The sequence below is a fragment of the Rhodoligotrophos appendicifer genome, assembly GCF_007474605.1.
In the GTDB taxonomy this organism is placed as follows: Bacteria; Pseudomonadota; Alphaproteobacteria; order Rhizobiales; family Im1; genus Rhodoligotrophos; species Rhodoligotrophos appendicifer.
Window position 1 is genome coordinate 565,691 of sequence record NZ_VHKL01000002.1, and the last position, 17,092, is coordinate 582,782.

Annotated in this window: 16 protein-coding genes; 8 read left to right on the forward strand and 8 right to left on the reverse strand. The window is 50.8% G+C overall.

Annotation, left to right across the window (positions count from 1 at the left end; translation table 11 throughout):
• Positions 1-15 precede the first annotated feature (15 nt).
• Both FKM97_RS06740 and FKM97_RS06745 read right to left on the reverse strand, forming a co-directional pair.
• Positions 16-660 (reverse strand): DsbA family protein, encoded by a 645-nt coding sequence (locus FKM97_RS06740; RefSeq protein WP_205014771.1) that lies wholly within the window; start codon positions 658-660, stop codon positions 16-18.
• A gap of 85 nt (positions 661-745) precedes the next feature.
• The gene (locus tag FKM97_RS06745; RefSeq protein WP_144291602.1) at positions 746-1,222 is read right to left on the reverse strand and encodes a DciA family protein; all 477 of its coding nucleotides are present in this window, start codon (positions 1,220-1,222) and stop codon (positions 746-748) included.
• A 55-nt stretch (positions 1,223-1,277) separates the two neighbouring features.
• On the opposite strand from FKM97_RS06745, the gene mutY reads away from it, so the two are divergent.
• Positions 1,278-2,375 carry an A/G-specific adenine glycosylase gene (mutY, locus tag FKM97_RS06750; RefSeq protein WP_246104962.1) on the forward strand — a complete coding sequence of 366 codons (1,098 nt, stop codon included), beginning with the start codon at positions 1,278-1,280 and terminating at the stop codon, positions 2,373-2,375.
• Positions 2,376-2,383: 8 nt separating this feature from the next.
• Here mutY and FKM97_RS06755 read toward each other — a convergent pair whose 3' ends face one another.
• From FKM97_RS06755 to FKM97_RS27160, 5 genes are all read right to left on the reverse strand, one after another.
• Positions 2,384-3,487 carry a site-specific DNA-methyltransferase gene (locus FKM97_RS06755; protein WP_144291603.1) on the reverse strand — a complete coding sequence of 368 codons (1,104 nt, stop codon included), beginning with the start codon at positions 3,485-3,487 and terminating at the stop codon, positions 2,384-2,386.
• Positions 3,488-3,620: 133 nt separating this feature from the next.
• The gene (gene rnhB / locus FKM97_RS06760; protein ID WP_144291604.1) at positions 3,621-4,229 is read right to left on the reverse strand and encodes a ribonuclease HII; all 609 of its coding nucleotides are present in this window, start codon (positions 4,227-4,229) and stop codon (positions 3,621-3,623) included.
• An 85-nt stretch (positions 4,230-4,314) separates the two neighbouring features.
• Positions 4,315-5,376: a PA0069 family radical SAM protein gene (locus tag FKM97_RS06765; protein WP_246104963.1), complete on the reverse strand. Its 1,062-nt coding sequence runs from the start codon at positions 5,374-5,376 to the stop codon at positions 4,315-4,317.
• A 95-nt stretch (positions 5,377-5,471) separates the two neighbouring features.
• Complete coding sequence (moaB, locus tag FKM97_RS06770) at positions 5,472-6,002, reverse strand: molybdenum cofactor biosynthesis protein B (protein ID WP_144291606.1); 531 nt, start codon at positions 6,000-6,002, stop codon at positions 5,472-5,474.
• Positions 6,003-6,788, reverse strand: a complete 786-nt coding sequence (locus tag FKM97_RS27160; protein ID WP_428977896.1) for a uracil-DNA glycosylase — start codon at positions 6,786-6,788, stop codon at positions 6,003-6,005. It abuts the gene before it with no gap.
• Between the two features lie 314 nt (positions 6,789-7,102).
• Here FKM97_RS27160 and FKM97_RS06780 point away from each other — a divergent pair, with 314 nt between their 5' ends.
• From FKM97_RS06780 to FKM97_RS06790, 3 genes are all read left to right on the forward strand, one after another.
• Positions 7,103-8,746, forward strand: a complete 1,644-nt coding sequence (locus tag FKM97_RS06780; RefSeq protein WP_170240791.1) for an electron transfer flavoprotein-ubiquinone oxidoreductase — start codon at positions 7,103-7,105, stop codon at positions 8,744-8,746.
• A gap of 175 nt (positions 8,747-8,921) precedes the next feature.
• Positions 8,922-10,646 carry a tetratricopeptide repeat protein gene (locus FKM97_RS06785; RefSeq protein ID WP_144291608.1) on the forward strand — a complete coding sequence of 575 codons (1,725 nt, stop codon included), beginning with the start codon at positions 8,922-8,924 and terminating at the stop codon, positions 10,644-10,646.
• Between the two features lie 42 nt (positions 10,647-10,688).
• Positions 10,689-11,579, forward strand: a complete 891-nt coding sequence (locus FKM97_RS06790; protein ID WP_170240792.1) for a 4-(cytidine 5'-diphospho)-2-C-methyl-D-erythritol kinase — start codon at positions 10,689-10,691, stop codon at positions 11,577-11,579.
• A 7-nt stretch (positions 11,580-11,586) separates the two neighbouring features.
• On the opposite strand, the gene FKM97_RS06795 is transcribed toward FKM97_RS06790, so the two are convergent.
• Positions 11,587-12,603: a polyprenyl synthetase family protein gene (locus FKM97_RS06795; RefSeq protein ID WP_428977893.1), complete on the reverse strand. Its 1,017-nt coding sequence runs from the start codon at positions 12,601-12,603 to the stop codon at positions 11,587-11,589.
• 152 nt (positions 12,604-12,755) lie between these two features.
• On the opposite strand from FKM97_RS06795, the gene FKM97_RS06800 reads away from it, so the two are divergent.
• The 4 genes from FKM97_RS06800 to glyS all read left to right on the forward strand — a co-directional run bounded on the left by FKM97_RS06800 (position 12,756) and on the right by glyS (position 17,081).
• On the forward strand, positions 12,756-12,962 hold the full coding sequence (locus tag FKM97_RS06800) for a putative signal transducing protein (RefSeq protein ID WP_144291610.1): 207 nt from the start codon (positions 12,756-12,758) through the stop codon (positions 12,960-12,962).
• Positions 12,959-13,744 (forward strand): tRNA1(Val) (adenine(37)-N6)-methyltransferase, encoded by a 786-nt coding sequence (locus FKM97_RS06805; protein WP_144291611.1) that lies wholly within the window; start codon positions 12,959-12,961, stop codon positions 13,742-13,744. The genes FKM97_RS06800 and FKM97_RS06805 overlap by 4 nt, the downstream gene beginning before the upstream one ends.
• 297 nt (positions 13,745-14,041) lie before the next feature.
• A complete protein-coding gene (locus tag FKM97_RS06810) occupies positions 14,042-14,998 on the forward strand; it encodes a glycine--tRNA ligase subunit alpha (protein WP_144291612.1) in 957 nt (318 codons plus the stop codon).
• A 4-nt stretch (positions 14,999-15,002) separates the two neighbouring features.
• Complete coding sequence (gene glyS / locus FKM97_RS06815) at positions 15,003-17,081, forward strand: glycine--tRNA ligase subunit beta (RefSeq protein WP_144291613.1); 2,079 nt, start codon at positions 15,003-15,005, stop codon at positions 17,079-17,081.
• Positions 17,082-17,092 lie beyond the last annotated feature (11 nt).

Sequence of the window (17,092 nt, forward strand, 5' to 3'; positions counted from 1 at the left end):
CAAAGTAACGGCCCCTCACTCGGATTGGGCCGCTTCGATCAATTTGTCAAACTCAGACAGAGGCTGGCTCCCCTTAAGAACCTTGCCGTTGATAAAAAAAGTCGGAGTTGAGTCAACGCCAAACTGTTCCGCTGCCTTGGAGCGAGAAGCAATGATTGCTTTGGCAATATCTTCTCGCTTTAGGCATTCATCAAACTGGGCTTGCGTCATTCCTGATAATTTAGCGATATTGAAGAGTTCTTCCCGAGGGTTGTTCTGGGACCAGACTTTCTGTTGATCAAACAGGATCTCGATCATAGGAAAAAATTTATCCCTGGGCATACAGCGAGAAATCATTGCAGCAGCCAGAGCAAGGTCATCAAAGGGAAACTCTCTAAATATAAAGCGAACTTTTCCGGTATCTATATATTTTGTCTTAAGCTCTGGAAATGTAGTCGCAGTAAAATCTGCGCAATGAGGGCAGGTCAACGACGCATATTCTACAATCGTTACCGGTGCATCATCAGAGCCAATGATAATGTCACCTAGCGCGCCCGGCTCCAATAGAGCTTCGGTCTCGACATCAGCTCTCAACGGATTAATCGGAAAGAATAACTCCGAAGCCATGAAGAAAGAAAAAGCGGACAGCGCTCTCATGGCGGCTCGACGAGTAAAATTCATGAATCACCTATATTGTGTTCCATTAGTGGTTCCTTCACAAAGCCATCACAGCCTGAGCTATGGAGACTCATGCTTAAGGCCGTCGTCATTTGGCTTGATGCGCCACGATAACATTCATTCCAAGTCGCAAAAGTGCGGCCTGAAGGGGGAGATTAGAAACCGGCTTCACGATTTCGAATGCCAATCTCTCTACCTCTGGGGTAGGACGAAGAGGGGCCTTATTCTTGGCATTTAAAATCTCATTTGATGCGTCGGGTGTGAGCCTGAGGCTTTTTATGATGGAATAGCCATGAAAAACATTTATCCGTTCAACAATCTCGGACGAGGCATGTTGCACAAAGAGCATTTTTGCGGGCTTAACCATAAGAACGAGCTTGGCTAATTTTTCTTCACCGTTGGCCTTGTTGTGAAGAAGGCTTATCTTGAACGGCCGGGTGATCGCAGAATACTCCCCGCCAACGACCTCTGGCCACCGTGACAGTAGGGTTCCCAAGATGTTGTGATGTCTTCCAAACACCCTTTCGGTCAGGGCATGCACATGTTTTTCAAGCGGGGTAATCATTGTGTGAACCCAAGGCCTAAAGACTCACCGTTCATTATAGGTTTCAGAGAGCGAAGTGGCCAGAAACAATCTTCTCGCAGTCCAGACGGACAAGCCGATACCGGCTACCGATGGACCGCTCAGCTCTGTTTTGTTGCGCTGGTACGATTTTCACAAGCGTGATTTGCCGTGGCGCTACTCTCCCGGAAGCGTGCCCGATCCTTATGCGGTGTGGCTAAGCGAAGTCATGTTGCAGCAAACAACGGTAACGGTTGTAAAGGGCTTCTTCTCCCGCTTCATTGATCGTTGGCCAACGGTCTCCAGTCTCGCCTCTGCGCCGTTGGACGAGGTTCTGCGGGAGTGGGCGGGCCTTGGTTACTACGCGCGAGCCAGAAATCTTCACAAATGTGCGCAAGAGGTTGTCAGCCGCTTTGGTGCGGTATTCCCACAAACAAAGGGGCAACTTCAGTCTTTGCCCGGGATAGGAGAATACACGGCCGGTGCAATCGCGGCAATCGCCTTCAATCAACCGGAGGCTGCAGTCGATGGAAATGTGGAAAGGGTCGTTTCGCGATTGTTCGCCGTCCAAGTGCCTTTGCCCGAATCAAAGTCATATTTGAAAGCGTTAACGGAACGCCTCGTCCCCAGCGAGCGCCCGGGGGATTTCGCTCAGGCGCTGATGGATCTCGGCTCTACGATTTGTTCCCCGCGGAGGCCAACCTGCTTAATTTGTCCTTTGGCACACGCCTGTAAAGGGCGGGCACTTAACATTGCTGCAACGCTACCGCTGAAGAGAGCAAAATCGACCAAGCCCGTGAGGGAGGGCGTTGCCTTCTTGGTTGTAACAGAGGATAGCCACGTCTTACTGCGGCGCAGAGCCGAGAAGGGTTTGCTTGGAGGGATGATGGAGGTCCCTTCAACACCATGGTCAACCCTTCGGCAGGACAATCCGAAAAAGTTTGCACCTTTAACCGGCTCCTGGGTTTCTGGAAACACATCGGTGGAGCATACTTTTACCCACTTTCATTTGCGCCTTCAGCTCTGGCAGTTGACGATTATAGAAACGGAGCCGATTTCGGGCGATGATTATAGATGGGTTTCACGATCGGAGATCCATCTAGAAGCCCTTCCAACTTTGATGCGCAAAATCTTAGACAAGGCATTGTGGCCTTAGAGGACGGCTTACGCGGCCAATTCAGCCCGCAATTTTTGGCGCATAATGTCTATGGGAACCAGATTTTTCTCTGCGATCATATGCCAGAAAGTCCACCCGTTGCAGGCTACGATTCCCTGAACATGTGCACCAATCTTGTGGATAGATCCGGTGGCATCCTTGGAGATCAACGTTCCGTCTGCTCTAACTTTGGCGGCGTGTCGACGCGCGGGATCATAAAGCGTTGTTCCTGGAGCTATGAGGCCGCGCTCCACAACTGCACCAAAGGGAATTCGGGGTTCGGCTCGCTTTCCAGTTGTGACCTTTATTGCATCACCCTCCATGGGCGTCGTCAGCGAGATCCGGTCTGACGCCGCTTTAGCATACGCAGGATCACGTTCGATGCCTATGAAGTTCCTGCCGAGCCTCTTCGCGACAACGCCGGTTGTGCCAGTGCCAAAAAATGGATCCAGAATCGTGTCGCCCGGATGGGTCGAGGCCAAAATCACCCGATGAAGCAAGGATTCGGGCTTTTGAGTGGGGTGCACTTTGTGCCCATCTTTGTTCCTCAAGCGCTCCCCTCCGGTACAGATCGGGAGGAGCCAATCGGATCGCATCTGGATGTCATCGTTCAAGGCCTTCATAGCCTCATAGTTGAATGTGTAGCGCTTCTGGTCGGCACTCTTAGCCGCCCAAATCAGGGTTTCGTGTGCATTGGTAAAACGCTTTCCACGAAAGTTCGGCATCGGATTGGTCTTTCTCCAGACGACATCATTCAGGAGCCAAAAACCCATATCCTGGAGAGCAGTGCCTAGGCGAAAGATATTATGGTAGCTTCCAATGACCCATAAAGTAGCCGAGTCCCGCATTATTCTGCGGCATTCTTGCAGCCATCTGCGGGAGAAGTCATCATACTGAGCAAAGCTGGCAAAGTGGTCCCAGTCGGATTCAACTCCGTCTACCCTAGAATTATTGGGGCGAAGAAGCTCTCCGCGGAGCTGAAGATTATAGGGTGGATCGGCAAAAACGGCGTCGACAGACTTCGACGGGATCTTCGTCAATTCTTGAAGGCAATCTCCAATTAAAATATTGTTTAATTTATCCTTGACTCCCGAAAAATGATCGACACCCATTCTCTGCCCTCACATAACATTCAAAGGGCAGATTTGTTTATTCTCGTAAAATTAAAGTTAAGATATACTAATCCTGAAATTTACAGCGTTGTTCTTGTTAGTTTAGCATTAATCGTTGGTAAATTTCGTGGAGCTAGAACTTTGTCAGCACGAGCTGGACCGGCGCGAAATTCCGGCGATGATGGGGGGTGATGCCGAAGCGGATCAACGCCTTCTGATGATCAGGAGTGCCATACCCCTTATGCTTCTCAAATCCGTAGTCCGGGTACTCAAGGGCAATTTCCCCCATTAGGCGATCGCGTGTGACCTTTGCTATAATGGACGCTGCGGCAATGGAGGGAGAAATGGCGTCACCGCCGATGATTGCTGTGCTTCTACAGGGGAGATCAGGACAGAATTTTCCGTCTATTAGCACCAGATCAGGGCGGACATTCAGGGCCATACAAGCCTGCTGCATGGCTAACAGTGTCGCAAAATGTAAGTTTATCCGCTCGATCTCATGAACATCCACAACACCGACTGACCAAGTCGAGGTCGCAACAATTTTCTCGTAAAGTGCCTCGCGCTGTCCGGAGCTCAATTTTTTTGAATCGTTGATCCCCGCTGGAATTCGGCTCTGATCCAGAATCACAGCTGCGGCTACCACAGGACCTGCCCAGGGACCGCGACCAGCTTCGTCAACCCCCGCTATAAGGCGGACCCCATCTTTGTGCGCCTCACTCTCGTAGCGGAAGTCCAACATCCCATTAACCTTGAAGCGTTGAGCGTAGGGGGAAGCGTTAAACAGCTCTTTTCAACGATTTCAACAAGGAAATAAAAAACGAGATTTAGATCAGTGACATCTGCTGGCCTTCCATCACCTGCCGAGAGAACAATTTGGTCTCCAGCTCCAAGGAACCGCGGTTCAGGCCATGGCGGCGGCAGGATGCCTCAAAGAGCTGCTTAATCATCTGAGAGTAGGGGCCAGAGCCCTTCATGCGCTTCCCCCAGGCAGCCTCATAATCTTTGCCATCTCTCGTCGATCTAATCAGCGACATGACATGTTGTGCTTTATTAGGCATCTCTCGATCGAGCCACTCTCGAAAAACCTGGAGCACCTCTCTTGGCAACCGCAGCAACACGTAGCCGGCTTGAGACACCCCAGCCAAGGATGCTGCAGCCAAAATGTTCTCGATTTCTTTGTCATTGATTGCTGGAATAATCGGAGCCACCATCACTGTTGTGGGAATGCCTTCGCTGCTCAACGTTTTGAGAGCCTCGAGCCTCTTCTTCGGTGTCGAGGCTCTAGGTTCCATGCTCCTGGCTAGTGCCGAATTCAAACTGGTCACAGATACTGCGACCTTAACCAGTTGTCTGCTGGCCAAATCTTTCAAAATGTCGAGATCGCGCAAAATAGAGGCCGATTTGGTAATGAGTCCTATTGGATGATTAAACTCTAGAAGAACCCGGAGAATTTCTCGCGTGATGCGGTATTGCCTTTCTATGGGCTGATAGGGGTCGGTATTTGCGCCGAGGACAATCGCCTTTGGAATATAACTTGGTTTCGACAGCTCCAGCCGCAGCAGCTCAGCCGCATTTGTCTTCGCGAAAATCTGGGATTCGAAATCGGCTCCCGGGGACAGTCCCCAATAGGCATGAGTGGGCCTTGCGTAGCAGTAGGAGCAGCCATGTTCACAACCCTGATAAGGATTTATAGATCTGTCAAATGAAAGGTCCGGACTTTTATTTCTGGTAATAATAGTCCGCGCAGCTTCAAGGACGACTTTTGTTCGAAGTGGACCCTCGTTCTCTAAGAAGTCCTGTTGGTCAGAAAGAGGAGCGGTACATAAGCGTTCGAACCTCCCAGAGGTATTGGAGTGCACGCCGCGGCCGCGATATTTTGACCTCAAAAAAGCCTCCGCCCTTTGGATCGCTCCTAGCCAGTCTTACGGCTTTGGTACCTCATTGAGCAGAACGTAACAAGAACAAAGTGAGTGGAAAATGTCTACTGCCGTTTGTGCTCGCTGAGGCGAGGCAAAATCTCTGCGAAATTGCAGGGTGCATGGCGATAGTCCAATTGGGCAGCAAGGATCTCATCCCATGCGTCCTTGCAAGCACCAGGAGAACCGGGGAGACAAAAAATTAACTTACCTCCTGCGGTTCCCGCCATGGCTCGGGACTGTATTGTTGAGGTGCCAATGTTCCTGTAGGAAATCATATGAAAAACTATCGAAAACCCCTCTATTATTTTTTCGAATATTGGCTTCAAAGCGTCTGGTGTTATATCGCGACCTGTTAAGCCGGTCCCGCCAGTCGTAATGATGACGTCGAGGGCCGACGTTGAAATCCAGTTCTTGACCTGCTTTTGAATATCTTCGACCTCATCAAGCACTAATGCTCGATCGGCCAGGATGTGGCCCGAAGACTGGATACGCTCCACCAAAAGGGAACCAGATTTATCCGTCAACATCGAACGGCTGTCGGATACAGTCAGAACGGCTATCCTAAGTGGATGAAAATCTCTACCTAAGGACATCTATAACCTTTCTGTGGAGATAGTGTTTTTAAGTTGCATTAGATCACGCCACGCCAGTCTTTTGTGGTCAGGTTGCCTCAATAAATATGCGGGATGCAGTGTTGGCAACGCCCTGTATGATTTACCGCAAGGGCTGGTGTAAATTTGCCAGTTTCCGTGGAGTCGCATAATTCCCTGCGTTGTATTCAAAAGCCGAGCCGTTGCCGTGGAACCAGCGAAAAGCAAAAATTTTGGATCTATGATTTCTATCATGCGCCCTAGAAACGGTAGGCACATCAGGGTTTCCGCTTCCGTTGGTTTTCGGTTGCCGGGCGGTCGCCAAAAAATGCAATTGGATATGAACACAGAATACTTGCTGTCGGTCGATGCGCGAGAAAGGCCGATAGCCGAAAGCATATGATCAAGCAGGCGACCTGAGCGCCCGACAAAGGGCTTCCCCAGAACGTCTTCATCCCGGCCCGGGGCTTCACCGATTATCATTAGGTCTGCCCGAGGATCTCCGTCACACAAGACGAGATTTGTGGCAGTCCGTCTTAGCGGACATCCATGGAAGCCGTTAAGTGCATCCCTGACATCCTCCAGCGAGTTGCAGCTGCTCGCGATCTTATGTGCGTCTTGAACCACATCTTCAGGCGGTGGCGTCGCCAATAAGGGTATTGTTGTTGGACGAACGTTTTTCCTTTCGCCAACGCTCAAAGTCGGATCCCGAAATGATGCTTCCGTGTTCAGAGTTTTCGAAGAGCCCGTTGCCTGTGCACGGATAGCGTCGGACGTCTCGTTCAGCATTTGTTGAGACGAGTCTTTGACAGGGAAGGAAGCCTCCGTTGAGGGAGAAAAGAGCTCCAGACGGTCGATGGGGCTGGTTCCAATGAGTTCATCGACACCTATGTCTGAGTACCATTTCAGAAGCCTCAACCCTGTTTTGCCCTCATCCGTGCTGTTCAACTTTTTGCCTGCAACAGTGCTTTCCAAGGGACGGGACACTACTATAAGACCCTGATGGTTGAGAAGGGTTCGTGGCTTCGGCCGCAAAGCCAACAGAGACTAAGAAGAGGAGAGGCACTTTGAGCGGAGTGGAAGTCGGCGTTGAGAGAGACTGTATGGAGTATGACGTTGTCATCGTCGGTGCAGGCCCCGCCGGTCTCAGTGCCGCCATAAGGTTGAAACAACTGGCTGTGGAGGCGCAAAGTGAAATCTCCGTTTGCGTTCTCGAAAAGGGGTCGGAAGTTGGGGCTCATATCCTATCGGGCGCGGTGATCGATCCTATTGCCCTCACTGAGCTCATACCGGATTGGAAGAGCCGAAATGCACCTTTGACGGTCCCCGTGGTTGAGGATCGCTTTTACCTTTTAGGGCCTGCCGGCAGTTTGCGCCTTCCCAATGTGGCCATGCCGAAGTTGATGAACAACCATGGAAATTATGCCGCGTCTCTCGGGAACCTTTGCCGATGGCTCGCGTCTGAGGCCGAGGCTTTGGGCGTAGAGATTTACCCTGGATTTGCCTGTTCGGATCTCATTTACCGACCAGATGGGTCGGTAAAAGGAGTAGTCGCAGGTGTTATGGGGATCGACAAAAGCGGAAGACCGAAGAGCGATTTTCAACCGGGTATGGAGCTTCACGGCAAATATGTTTTCATTGCTGAGGGCGTCAGAGGATCTCTCGCAAAAATTCTGATCGAAAGGTTTGGGCTCTCGCAGGGCAGAGAGCCTCAAAAATTCGGCCTTGGAATGAAGGAGTTGTGGGAGGTTCGCCCCGACGTTCATAAACAAGGGCAGGTCACCCATACAATGGGATGGCCTCTCGGCACCAAAACCGGAGGCGGGAGCTTTATGTACCACCTCGAGGGCAACGTAGTCTCACTTGGGTTCGTGGTGCACCTCAACTACACGAACCCTTATCTTTTTCCATTTGGAGAATTCCAGCGATTTAAGCACCATCCGCTGATTCGGAGCGTGCTTGAAGGAGGGCGACGCATCGCTTACGGAGCGCGGGCTATCACAGAGGGCGGAGCGCAGTCTGTGCCGAAGCTCACCTTTCCAGGGGGGGTGCTGATTGGATGTTCCGCTGGGTTCGTCAATGTACCGCGCATCAAAGGCAGCCATAATGCCATGAAAACGGGAATGATGGCAGCAGAGAGCGCTTTCGAGGCGATTAGCAGGGGGCAGGAGGGGGACGAGCTAATCGAGTATGAAAATCGATATAGAAATTCCTGGGTATATAAAGATCTCATGCAAGTGCGGAACGTGAAACCGATGTGGTCCAAGTATGGCTTGGTTGGTGGTCTCGCGTTAGGAGCCTTCGACATGTGGACGAACGAGTTGTTCGGAGCCTCTTTATTTGGAACCATGAAACATGGGAAACCGGATCATGCTTCATTACATCCGGCAGCTCGAGCCCACGAAATAACCTATCCTAAACCAGATGGCGTTCTTTCCTTCGACAGACTTACGGATCTATCGTTTTCGGCGACCAATCATGAGGAAGACCAACCTTGCCATCTACAGCTGAAAGATCCATCAATACCGGTAAAGTACACGTTGCCTAAATACGATGAGCCGGCTCAAAGATATTGTCCCGCCGGGGTGTATGAGATCATTTTGGACGAGGCGGGCGAGAATCCTAAGTTTCAAATCAACGCGCAGAACTGCGTTCACTGCAAGACTTGTGATATCAAGGACCCACCTCAGAACATCAATTGGACGACGCCGGAGGGGGGCGGAGGACCTAACTATCCCAATATGTGACTAATGAACCGCAGCCCGCGTTGGCAATTTCATTTGCGCCGCAATTATATATAATTCTGAGTAGAGGCGTGGCCGTGATCAAGCCGATGGTGGTCGCCAGCACCGGCGTGGCGGCTGCCTCACTGTGCGGGAGTTCAGCGCCGTGTCGATACAGAGTTGCAGGAGCCCAGCTGGCATGATCCTTTATTCGAAGTGTCTACTTCTAGCTATGGCCATGAGTGTGGGGGTAATTTTACCCTCGACGTCAGGTTTTGCAGACGTTCAAACACAGGAACCTAAATCAGCCTCAGGCAATTATCTTGCCGGACAGTTTGCATCACAGACCCGCGATGTAAGCTACGCAGCGGAGTATTTTTCCAACGCCCTGAAGCAGGACCCTCAGAATGCGTTGTTGCTAGAGCGGGCATTTGTCGCTGAACTTTCAGTCGGAAACATTCCTCGGGCCGAAGTCCTGGCAGAACAGCTAATCAAAATAAACTCCAGGCATCGCTTGGCGCACATTGTCTTGGGATTGAGCGATCTTAGAAACGGAAGAGAACCTGCCGCACGCGCACATTTCGAGAAGTCTTCCTATACACCCATAGGAGAGCTTACCAGTGGTTTGCTCACGGCCTGGAGTTACGTTTCAGAAAATAAGATAAGGGAAGCTACTGAGGCGCTTGATATTCTTGATCGAAATGAATCGTTCGGAATTTATAAAACCTTTCATGAAGCTCTCATTTCGGACATTTCTGGCAGCAATGCTAAGGCGGGCGCCCTTTATCAGAAGGCGTTCGACGAATCGTCAAACTCACTGCGCGTTGTGGAGGCTTATGGAAACTTCCTTGAGAGGCATGGGCAGACATCTAAGGCCAGAGAAGTCTATGAAGGGTTTTTAAATGCGTCTCCTGGGCATCCCGTAATAGAGCAAGCCCTTGTAGATTCAGAACGAGGGACCACGAAGCCCTTTATTGGAAATGCAAAAGACGGAGCAGCCGAGGCACTTTTTGGTCTGGCCAGTGCCCTAACGGATGAATCCGGGATCGATTTGGCGCTGACATACTCTCGTCTCACCCTTAGCCTGAAGCCAGGACTGACCGTTGCACAAACTCTACTCGGTGACATTTTCGAGAGCATGAAGCAATACAGACTGGCCATTGAGGCTTATGAGAAGGTGCCGGCCTCGTCACCGCTTCGGACAAATGCAGATATTAGAATTGCCGTTGATCTCAATGAAATGGAGCGTGCGGACGACGCTAGGGTTCGGCTCGAAAGAATTATAGAACGTGAGCCTACAAATTACGAAGCGCTGGTGACCTTGGGCAACATTCTTAGAAATGGTTCAAAATTTGAGGACGCAGCCAAATATTATACTGCCGCCTTGTCTACGGTTAAGGAAGTCACACGACGAAATTGGTCAGTTCTTTACTTCCGAGGAATTTGTTATGAGCGCTCCAAGCAGTGGCAGCAAGCGGAAGCAGATTTTTTGGCGGCGTTGAACTTGGAGCCTGACCAACCTCTTGTGCTGAATTATCTTGGCTACTCGTGGATCGAACAAGATAAGAATATTGATAGGGCCTTCACCATGATCCAGAAGGCTGTAGAGCAACGGCCGAACGATGGCTACATTATCGACAGCTTGGGATGGGCTTATTTCAAGCAGGGGGACTACGCCCGTGCGGTGGAGGAGCTTGAGCGGGCGATCGAATTTCAACCTGACGATGCCGCTATAAATGATCATCTTGGCGACGCTTACTGGAAGGTAGGGAGAAAGATTGAAGCTAAATTCCAGTGGAGACATGCGAAGGATAGCAAACCCGATGATCAGTTGCTAAAATCCATCGAAGAGAAGCTTAACAACGGTCTGAAGGAAGAGCCCACACCTTCTGTTGCATCTCCGACAATAGAGAAGCGCACTTAGAGGCGCTCGACGCGCTCGATACGCAAGAAGAGGGGATGTCTCGTGGAGACGAGCTTTGCATCAGACGTAACCTTTTGTCGGGCTGTCAATGAAATTGCCGCGGCAAAGATCAATTTGTCCTTACATGTCGTGGGGCGGCGGGAAGATGGATATCATCTTCTTGAAAGTCTGGTTGCGTTCACTTCTCTTGGAGATGAGCTTTATTTAGAGCGACACACATCCCTTGAACTAAAGATTACGGGGCCGTTTAGCGGAAATCTCACGTCTGGTGATGATAATTTGATCCTTAGGGCTGCACGTGCCCAGGGCGTGAATAATCTAAAAGTCACTTTGAACAAGAGACTGCCGGTTGCCGCTGGGTTGGGCGGTGGATCTGCTGACGCTGCAGCCGCTCTGCGGGGAATGCACGTCTTGGGATATGGCAAGCAGGTCTCGAACAGCGGAGAGTTGGCCATGAGCTTGGGTGCAGATGTGCCGATCTGCCTACGCTCCAAAGCGTGCTTCATGCGAGGTATCGGAGACCAAATTGAGGAGGTCCCAGATCTCCCAAAGGTTTCGATCCTGCTTGTTAACCCCATGATTGAGGTGTCCACCGCGACTGTGTTCAAAAATCTGCATTTGGAAATCGGGGAGGGAGTCGGGGGCAATCATCCATCACTCCCGACTAGGGGTTGGGACAGCGCTCATGCTTTAAGTGACTACCTCCTAGCCTGCCGCAACGATTTAGAGCAACCAGCTCTTTCAATTGCGCCAGATATTGGTGTCCTGCTGGCGCTTATGCGAAGACTGCCGGGCTGTCTGATGGCAAGAATGTCGGGCAGTGGCGCCACATGTTTCGCTCTGTTCGCGGAGGCGGGTGAGGCGATGCTTGCTGAACGGGAAATCCTCACTGTGCATCCCAGATGGTGGACTATGAGTAGTCAACTATCCTAAGAGCATCCTAAAAAGCTCGTTCAATACTAAATTTCACCGCACCATTCAGCGCAAGTTTGTGGGGACCGTCGGGGAAAATTGCCAAAGCTTCGCAAGCAATTTGTCCATAATGGCGGGCCCTCTCGACTGTGTCCGTAATGGCCCCGTATCTTTCAACCAAAAGGATTGCTTGCCGTAAATCTGAGTCCGACTGTTCACCTTTCTCCAGTGTGCGCTGCCAGAATGTCCTGTCCTTGGCATCGCCCCGTCTATAGGCAAGGACGACGGGCAAAGTGACTTTTCCCTCGCGAAAATCATCGCCGATCTCCTTTCCCAAGGTTGACTGCATCCCGGAATAATCGAGAGCGTCATCAATCAATTGAAATGCCAGGCCCAAATTTCGACCGAAGGCTTGGAGCGCCTGTTGTTCTGCCCTTGGTCTTTCAGCGATGACAGCTCCTACCTCAGCAGCGGCCGAGAAAAGGGCCGCGGTCTTTGCGTCAATTATGCGGAGATATGCATCTTCAGTGGTTGAAGTGTCCTTTTGAGCTTCAAGTTGGAGAACCTCACCCTCAGCGATTACTGCAGCAGCATTTGACAAGATCCTCAGCGCCTCCAACGATCGAGTCTCGACCATCATCTTGAATGCTTGGCCTAGCAAATAGTCTCCTACAAGGACGCTGGCTTGGTTTCCCCAGATCAAGCGTGCGGTCTTCTTTCCACGACGGAGATCGCTGCCATCCACCACATCATCATGGAGAAGGGTGGCCGTGTGCATAAACTCGACTGCGGATGCAAGTTTGATATGATAATCACCCCGATACCCGCACATCTGAGCGGAGGCAATCGTCAGCATGGGGCGTAGTCGCTTTCCGCCACTGTCGATCAGGTGGCGCGCCAACTCAGGGATCATGTCCACGTCAGAATGCGCCCTCGAAACGATTGCTTCGTTCACACGAGCCATATCCGCATCAACAAGCACCAGCAGAGGGTTCAAAGAGCTCGGCCCTTCACTCCGACTCTCAAAAGCTAAAACTTCTCCCACAAAACCTCCGTGTGGCTGTTTGGTAGCGACATTAGGAGCGCCTGAAAGTGAGGGTCAAGCGTGACTGTTGGCCGCTTCAATCGCCTTTAATAACATGGTTCATCAGAATTGTGATGGATAGGTACATTTCACAGTTTCAAGAGGGCAGAAAAATGCGTGAGGTGTTGCGCTCAAATGACCTGGTGGTGATCTCCTTTGCAAGTTCACTCCTCACAAACGCAGACATTGAACATGTGGTGTTTGATTCCAACATGAGCAGCGTAGAGGGCAGCTTGGGTGTTCTGCCTCGCCGCTTAATGGTAAGCGATGATCGATTCGATGAGGCAAAATCGTGGCTTAGTATGGCGGGTATTGAATGACCGCCGATCAAATCCTTGGCGATTTTAATCCCCACCCAGTCAGCCAAGATTATTTTCTGAATGGTGCGGTTTCAGCATTTCAGCCAAAACAGGGATATCGAGCGGGCATGGATGCCGTTTTTCTGGCATCGGCTGTTCGGCCTAAACCTGGAGAACATGTGCTTGAGGCAGGTATGGGCGTTGGCGTGCCTTCGCTCTGCCTCGCACATCGGATGCCGAAAATATTAATAACCGGGATCGAGCAGTCGCAATTTTACTCGCAACTGGCGCAAAAGAACATCATGGAGAACAACTGCAATGGGCGGGTCCAGGTCATTTGTGCAGATTTCCACGTCGCAATTAGAGGTGGAGGAGTCTTGGCCGAGCAACTGGAGGGATTCGATCACGCATTTGCCAATCCTCCCTTCTATGATGAAGACAGGGGCAGCCAGTCGTCACTAGACTTGAGGCGAGCAGCTCGCAATATGCCTGCAAAAGACCTGCTCTACTGGGTCAAGGCCCTGACAGCGTTGGTGCGGCCCGGTGGCACGGTAACGCTGATACATCGCCCAGAGCATCTCCATTCTCTTCTGACGGCGTGCGGCAGGACGCTAGGGAATGTTCAGATTGCTCCCTTGTACCCACGCGTTGGAGCTTCAGCTTCTCGAATAATATTTCAGGCGACCAAAGGAAGCGGTGCGCCCCTAAAGCTATTGCAGGGCTTGGTTTTGCACAGTGAGGACAACCAGTATACTGCGGGCGCTGACAGAATCCTTCGCCATGCAGACGCGTTTCCCTGGTGACCTAAAGTCACTGGCGGCCTGGATCCAATCGGGTTCTGACGAAAAAGCTGTATAACATTGATTTAGCAAGGCCGCGGCGTCTCTGATCCCCCCACGGCACGAAAGTTAGATTGTCCAATTTGCTTACTACGTCCGTCTTAGGGCCGTCAGCACAACTCTTCGGAGGCCTCTGTGAGGGTGTAGCAGACGACCGTTCCGTTTCCCCCAGATGCTGGTGTGTTGGTTGACGGATGCGCTCCTTACACATAGTGTGCGGCGCACCCTTGGGTGCGCTTGACAGCTAAACATTGGCACAGCATGAGCGTATCTTTCACTTCGGAAAATTCGAATTCCAGGCTATCGCCCACAAAATCCTTTCAAGATCTGCTTCTGACGCTGCAGCTATTCTGGGCTCAACAGGGGTGCGCGATTCTTCAGCCTTACGACATGGAGGTCGGAGCCGGGACATTTCACCCTGCTACCACGCTTCGGTCTTTAGGACCGCGACCTTGGCGGGCTGCGTATGTTCAGCCTTCCCGCCGTCCTAAGGACGGACGATACGGCGAAAACCCGAACAGACTTCAGCATTATTATCAGTTTCAAGTGATAATGAAGCCGTCACCAATTGATTTCCAGGACCTGTATCTGAGAAGTCTTTACAGCATCGGGATTGATCCGCTGTTGCACGATATACGGTTTGTCGAGGACGACTGGGAAAGCCCAACGCTGGGCGCGTGGGGGCTAGGATGGGAAGTTTGGTGTGATGGAATGGAGGTCTCACAGTTCACCTACTTCCAGCAGGTTGGCGGGTATGATTGTCGACCAGTATCTGGTGAACTGACCTACGGCCTGGAGCGCTTGGCTATGTATGTGCAAGGCGTTGACAACGTATACGACCTCAATTTCAACGGTCGTGACGGCCATGACAAAATCTGTTATGGAGAAATATTCAAGCAGGCTGAGCAAGAATTCTCTCGTTATAATTTCGAGTATGCTGACACAAATATGCTATTGGTACACTTTAATGATGCAGAAAAAGAGTGTCGATCTCTTCTAAGTTCTGGAGAAGGTGAGGCGAACCATATTCTTTGTTTGCCGGCCTATGACCAGTGTATAAAAGCTTCCCATATATTTAATATATTGGATTCTAGGGGCGTGATATCAGTGACGGATCGGCAGAGCTATATCTTGAGGGTTCGAGAATTGGCCAGGGGATGTGCAACTGCTTGGCTAAAAACGGAAGGTGGAGGTTATAGTCGCGGCTTGGAGATTTGATCCGATGCCTGAGCTTCTGATTGAGGTTTTCTCCGAAGAGATCCCTGCACGCATGCAGCGGAAGGCCGCCGAGGATCTGAAGCGCTTAATCACAGGCGCATTGTCGGAGAACGGTCTTTCCTTCGTGAGTGCCAAGGGACTGGTCACCCCAAGGCGGTTGATCTTGGTCGTCGATGGCCTTATTTCGCGACAGCCGGACAGTTTAGAAGAGCGCAGAGGGCCGCGAACAAGCGCGCCCCCTGAAGCCCTCTCGGGCTTTCTCTCTGCGGCCGGCGTGACGCTACAAGAGTGTCGGGTAGAAAAAAGCAAACGTGGCGAATTCTACGTCGCTACAATACAGCGATCAGGCGTGCCAACTAAGAATGTCATCGCCGAATTCATGCCGCAAATCCTAAAGGACTTTCCCTGGCCCAAGTCGATGCGTTGGGGAGATGGATCTTTAAAGTGGGTGCGTCCATTGCACTCTATTCTCTGTGTATTTGACAGTGAGACTGTTCCCTTTGAAATTTCCGGCATCTCCTCCGGATCAACCACCCTTGGTCACCGCTTTCTTTCGCCCCTGTGTATCGATGTGAAGCGGTTTGATGCCTATGAACAAGCATTGAGACGGAGCAATGTTATTATTGATCCGGACGAAAGGGAGGATTTGATCCGCCAGTCTGCTCGGGAAATGGCGCTTTCCAATGGGCTGGTACTGGTCGAAGACGAGGGGCTTATTTCAGAAAATTCTGGCCTTACAGAGTGGCCCATTATTTTGATAGGTGACTTTGACCAGAAATTTTTAGATCTACCAGAAGAGGTGATTTTAACATCACTAAGATCCCATCAAAAATGCTTTGGAATTCGTAATAAAGACGGGTGTCTGACAAATAAATTTATTCTTGTTGCAAATATGGAGGCGTCTGACGGGGGAAGATGTATTGTTCAAGGCAACAATAGAGTTATTTCAGCGCGCTTGTCAGACGCGAAATTTTTCTGGGATCAAGACAGAAGGACGCCTTTGAGTGCAATGGTGGAGAAGCTCAAGTACGTTCGATTTCAAGAAAAATTGGGACAGGTTTCTGATAAAGTTCAGAGAGTAGCCGTGCTGGCAGAGAATATCGCGATAGAAATTGGAATAGATCCAGTTAAGACAAAGCTGGCGGCGGAACATTGTAAAGCTGACTTGGTATCTGGATTGGTGGGAGAATTCCCGGAGCTTCAAGGCCTCATGGGAGGCCGCTATGCCCTCGAGCAGGGGCTGGATGTAGACGTAGCATACGCGATCGCGGACCACTACCGCCCGCAGGGACCTAGAGACGCGTTGCCTCGCACCGTCTTTGGAAGTGCCGTTGCGATCGCTGATAAGCTTGATACCTTGGCGGGGTTTTGGTTCATCAATGAAAAGCCAAGTGGTTCTAAAGATCCTTATGCTCTGCGGAGGGCGGCATACGGCATAATCAGAATTATCCTGGAGGGTAACCTGAGACTCTCTTTGCTCGAATTATGCAAGAGAGCGTTATCCGTATTAGATCAGAGGCATGAGGTAATCGATTCAGACAGAACTGACAGGTTAAGTTCTGATCTTTTTCAGTTCTTTATTGATAGATTAAAAATTTATATGCGTGATTTGGGACGCCCACATGACCTTATTGAAGCTGTTGCGGCGATTAAATGTCAGCAAGACCTCTGGTTAATTTGGCGGAGGGTCGAATTTCTTGGTCAGTTCCTGCAGTCGGAGGACGGTGCGGCTCTTTTAAACGGTGTGAAGCGTGCCGGGAATATTCTGAAGATTGAAGAGGCCAAAGACGGTGTGAATTATATCGCGAAGCCTGATCCAAGTCTTTTCGCGTCTGCGGAGGAACGTGAGTTATCGGAAGCAGTAGATCGTGCTGAAAAACTAACAGACTTGGCTCTGCTGTCAGAAGACCTGCAAGAAACGATGCGCTTGCTCGCGGAATTGCGGCGGCCTGTCGACGCGTTTTTTGAGAAGGTGATCGTCAATTCCGACGACGAAAGCCTTCGCATCAATCGTCTCATGCTCTTAAATCGAGTAAGGACTCTGATGCTCCGAATTGCCGACTTCTCCAGGATTGAAAAATAAACTTCTCAACT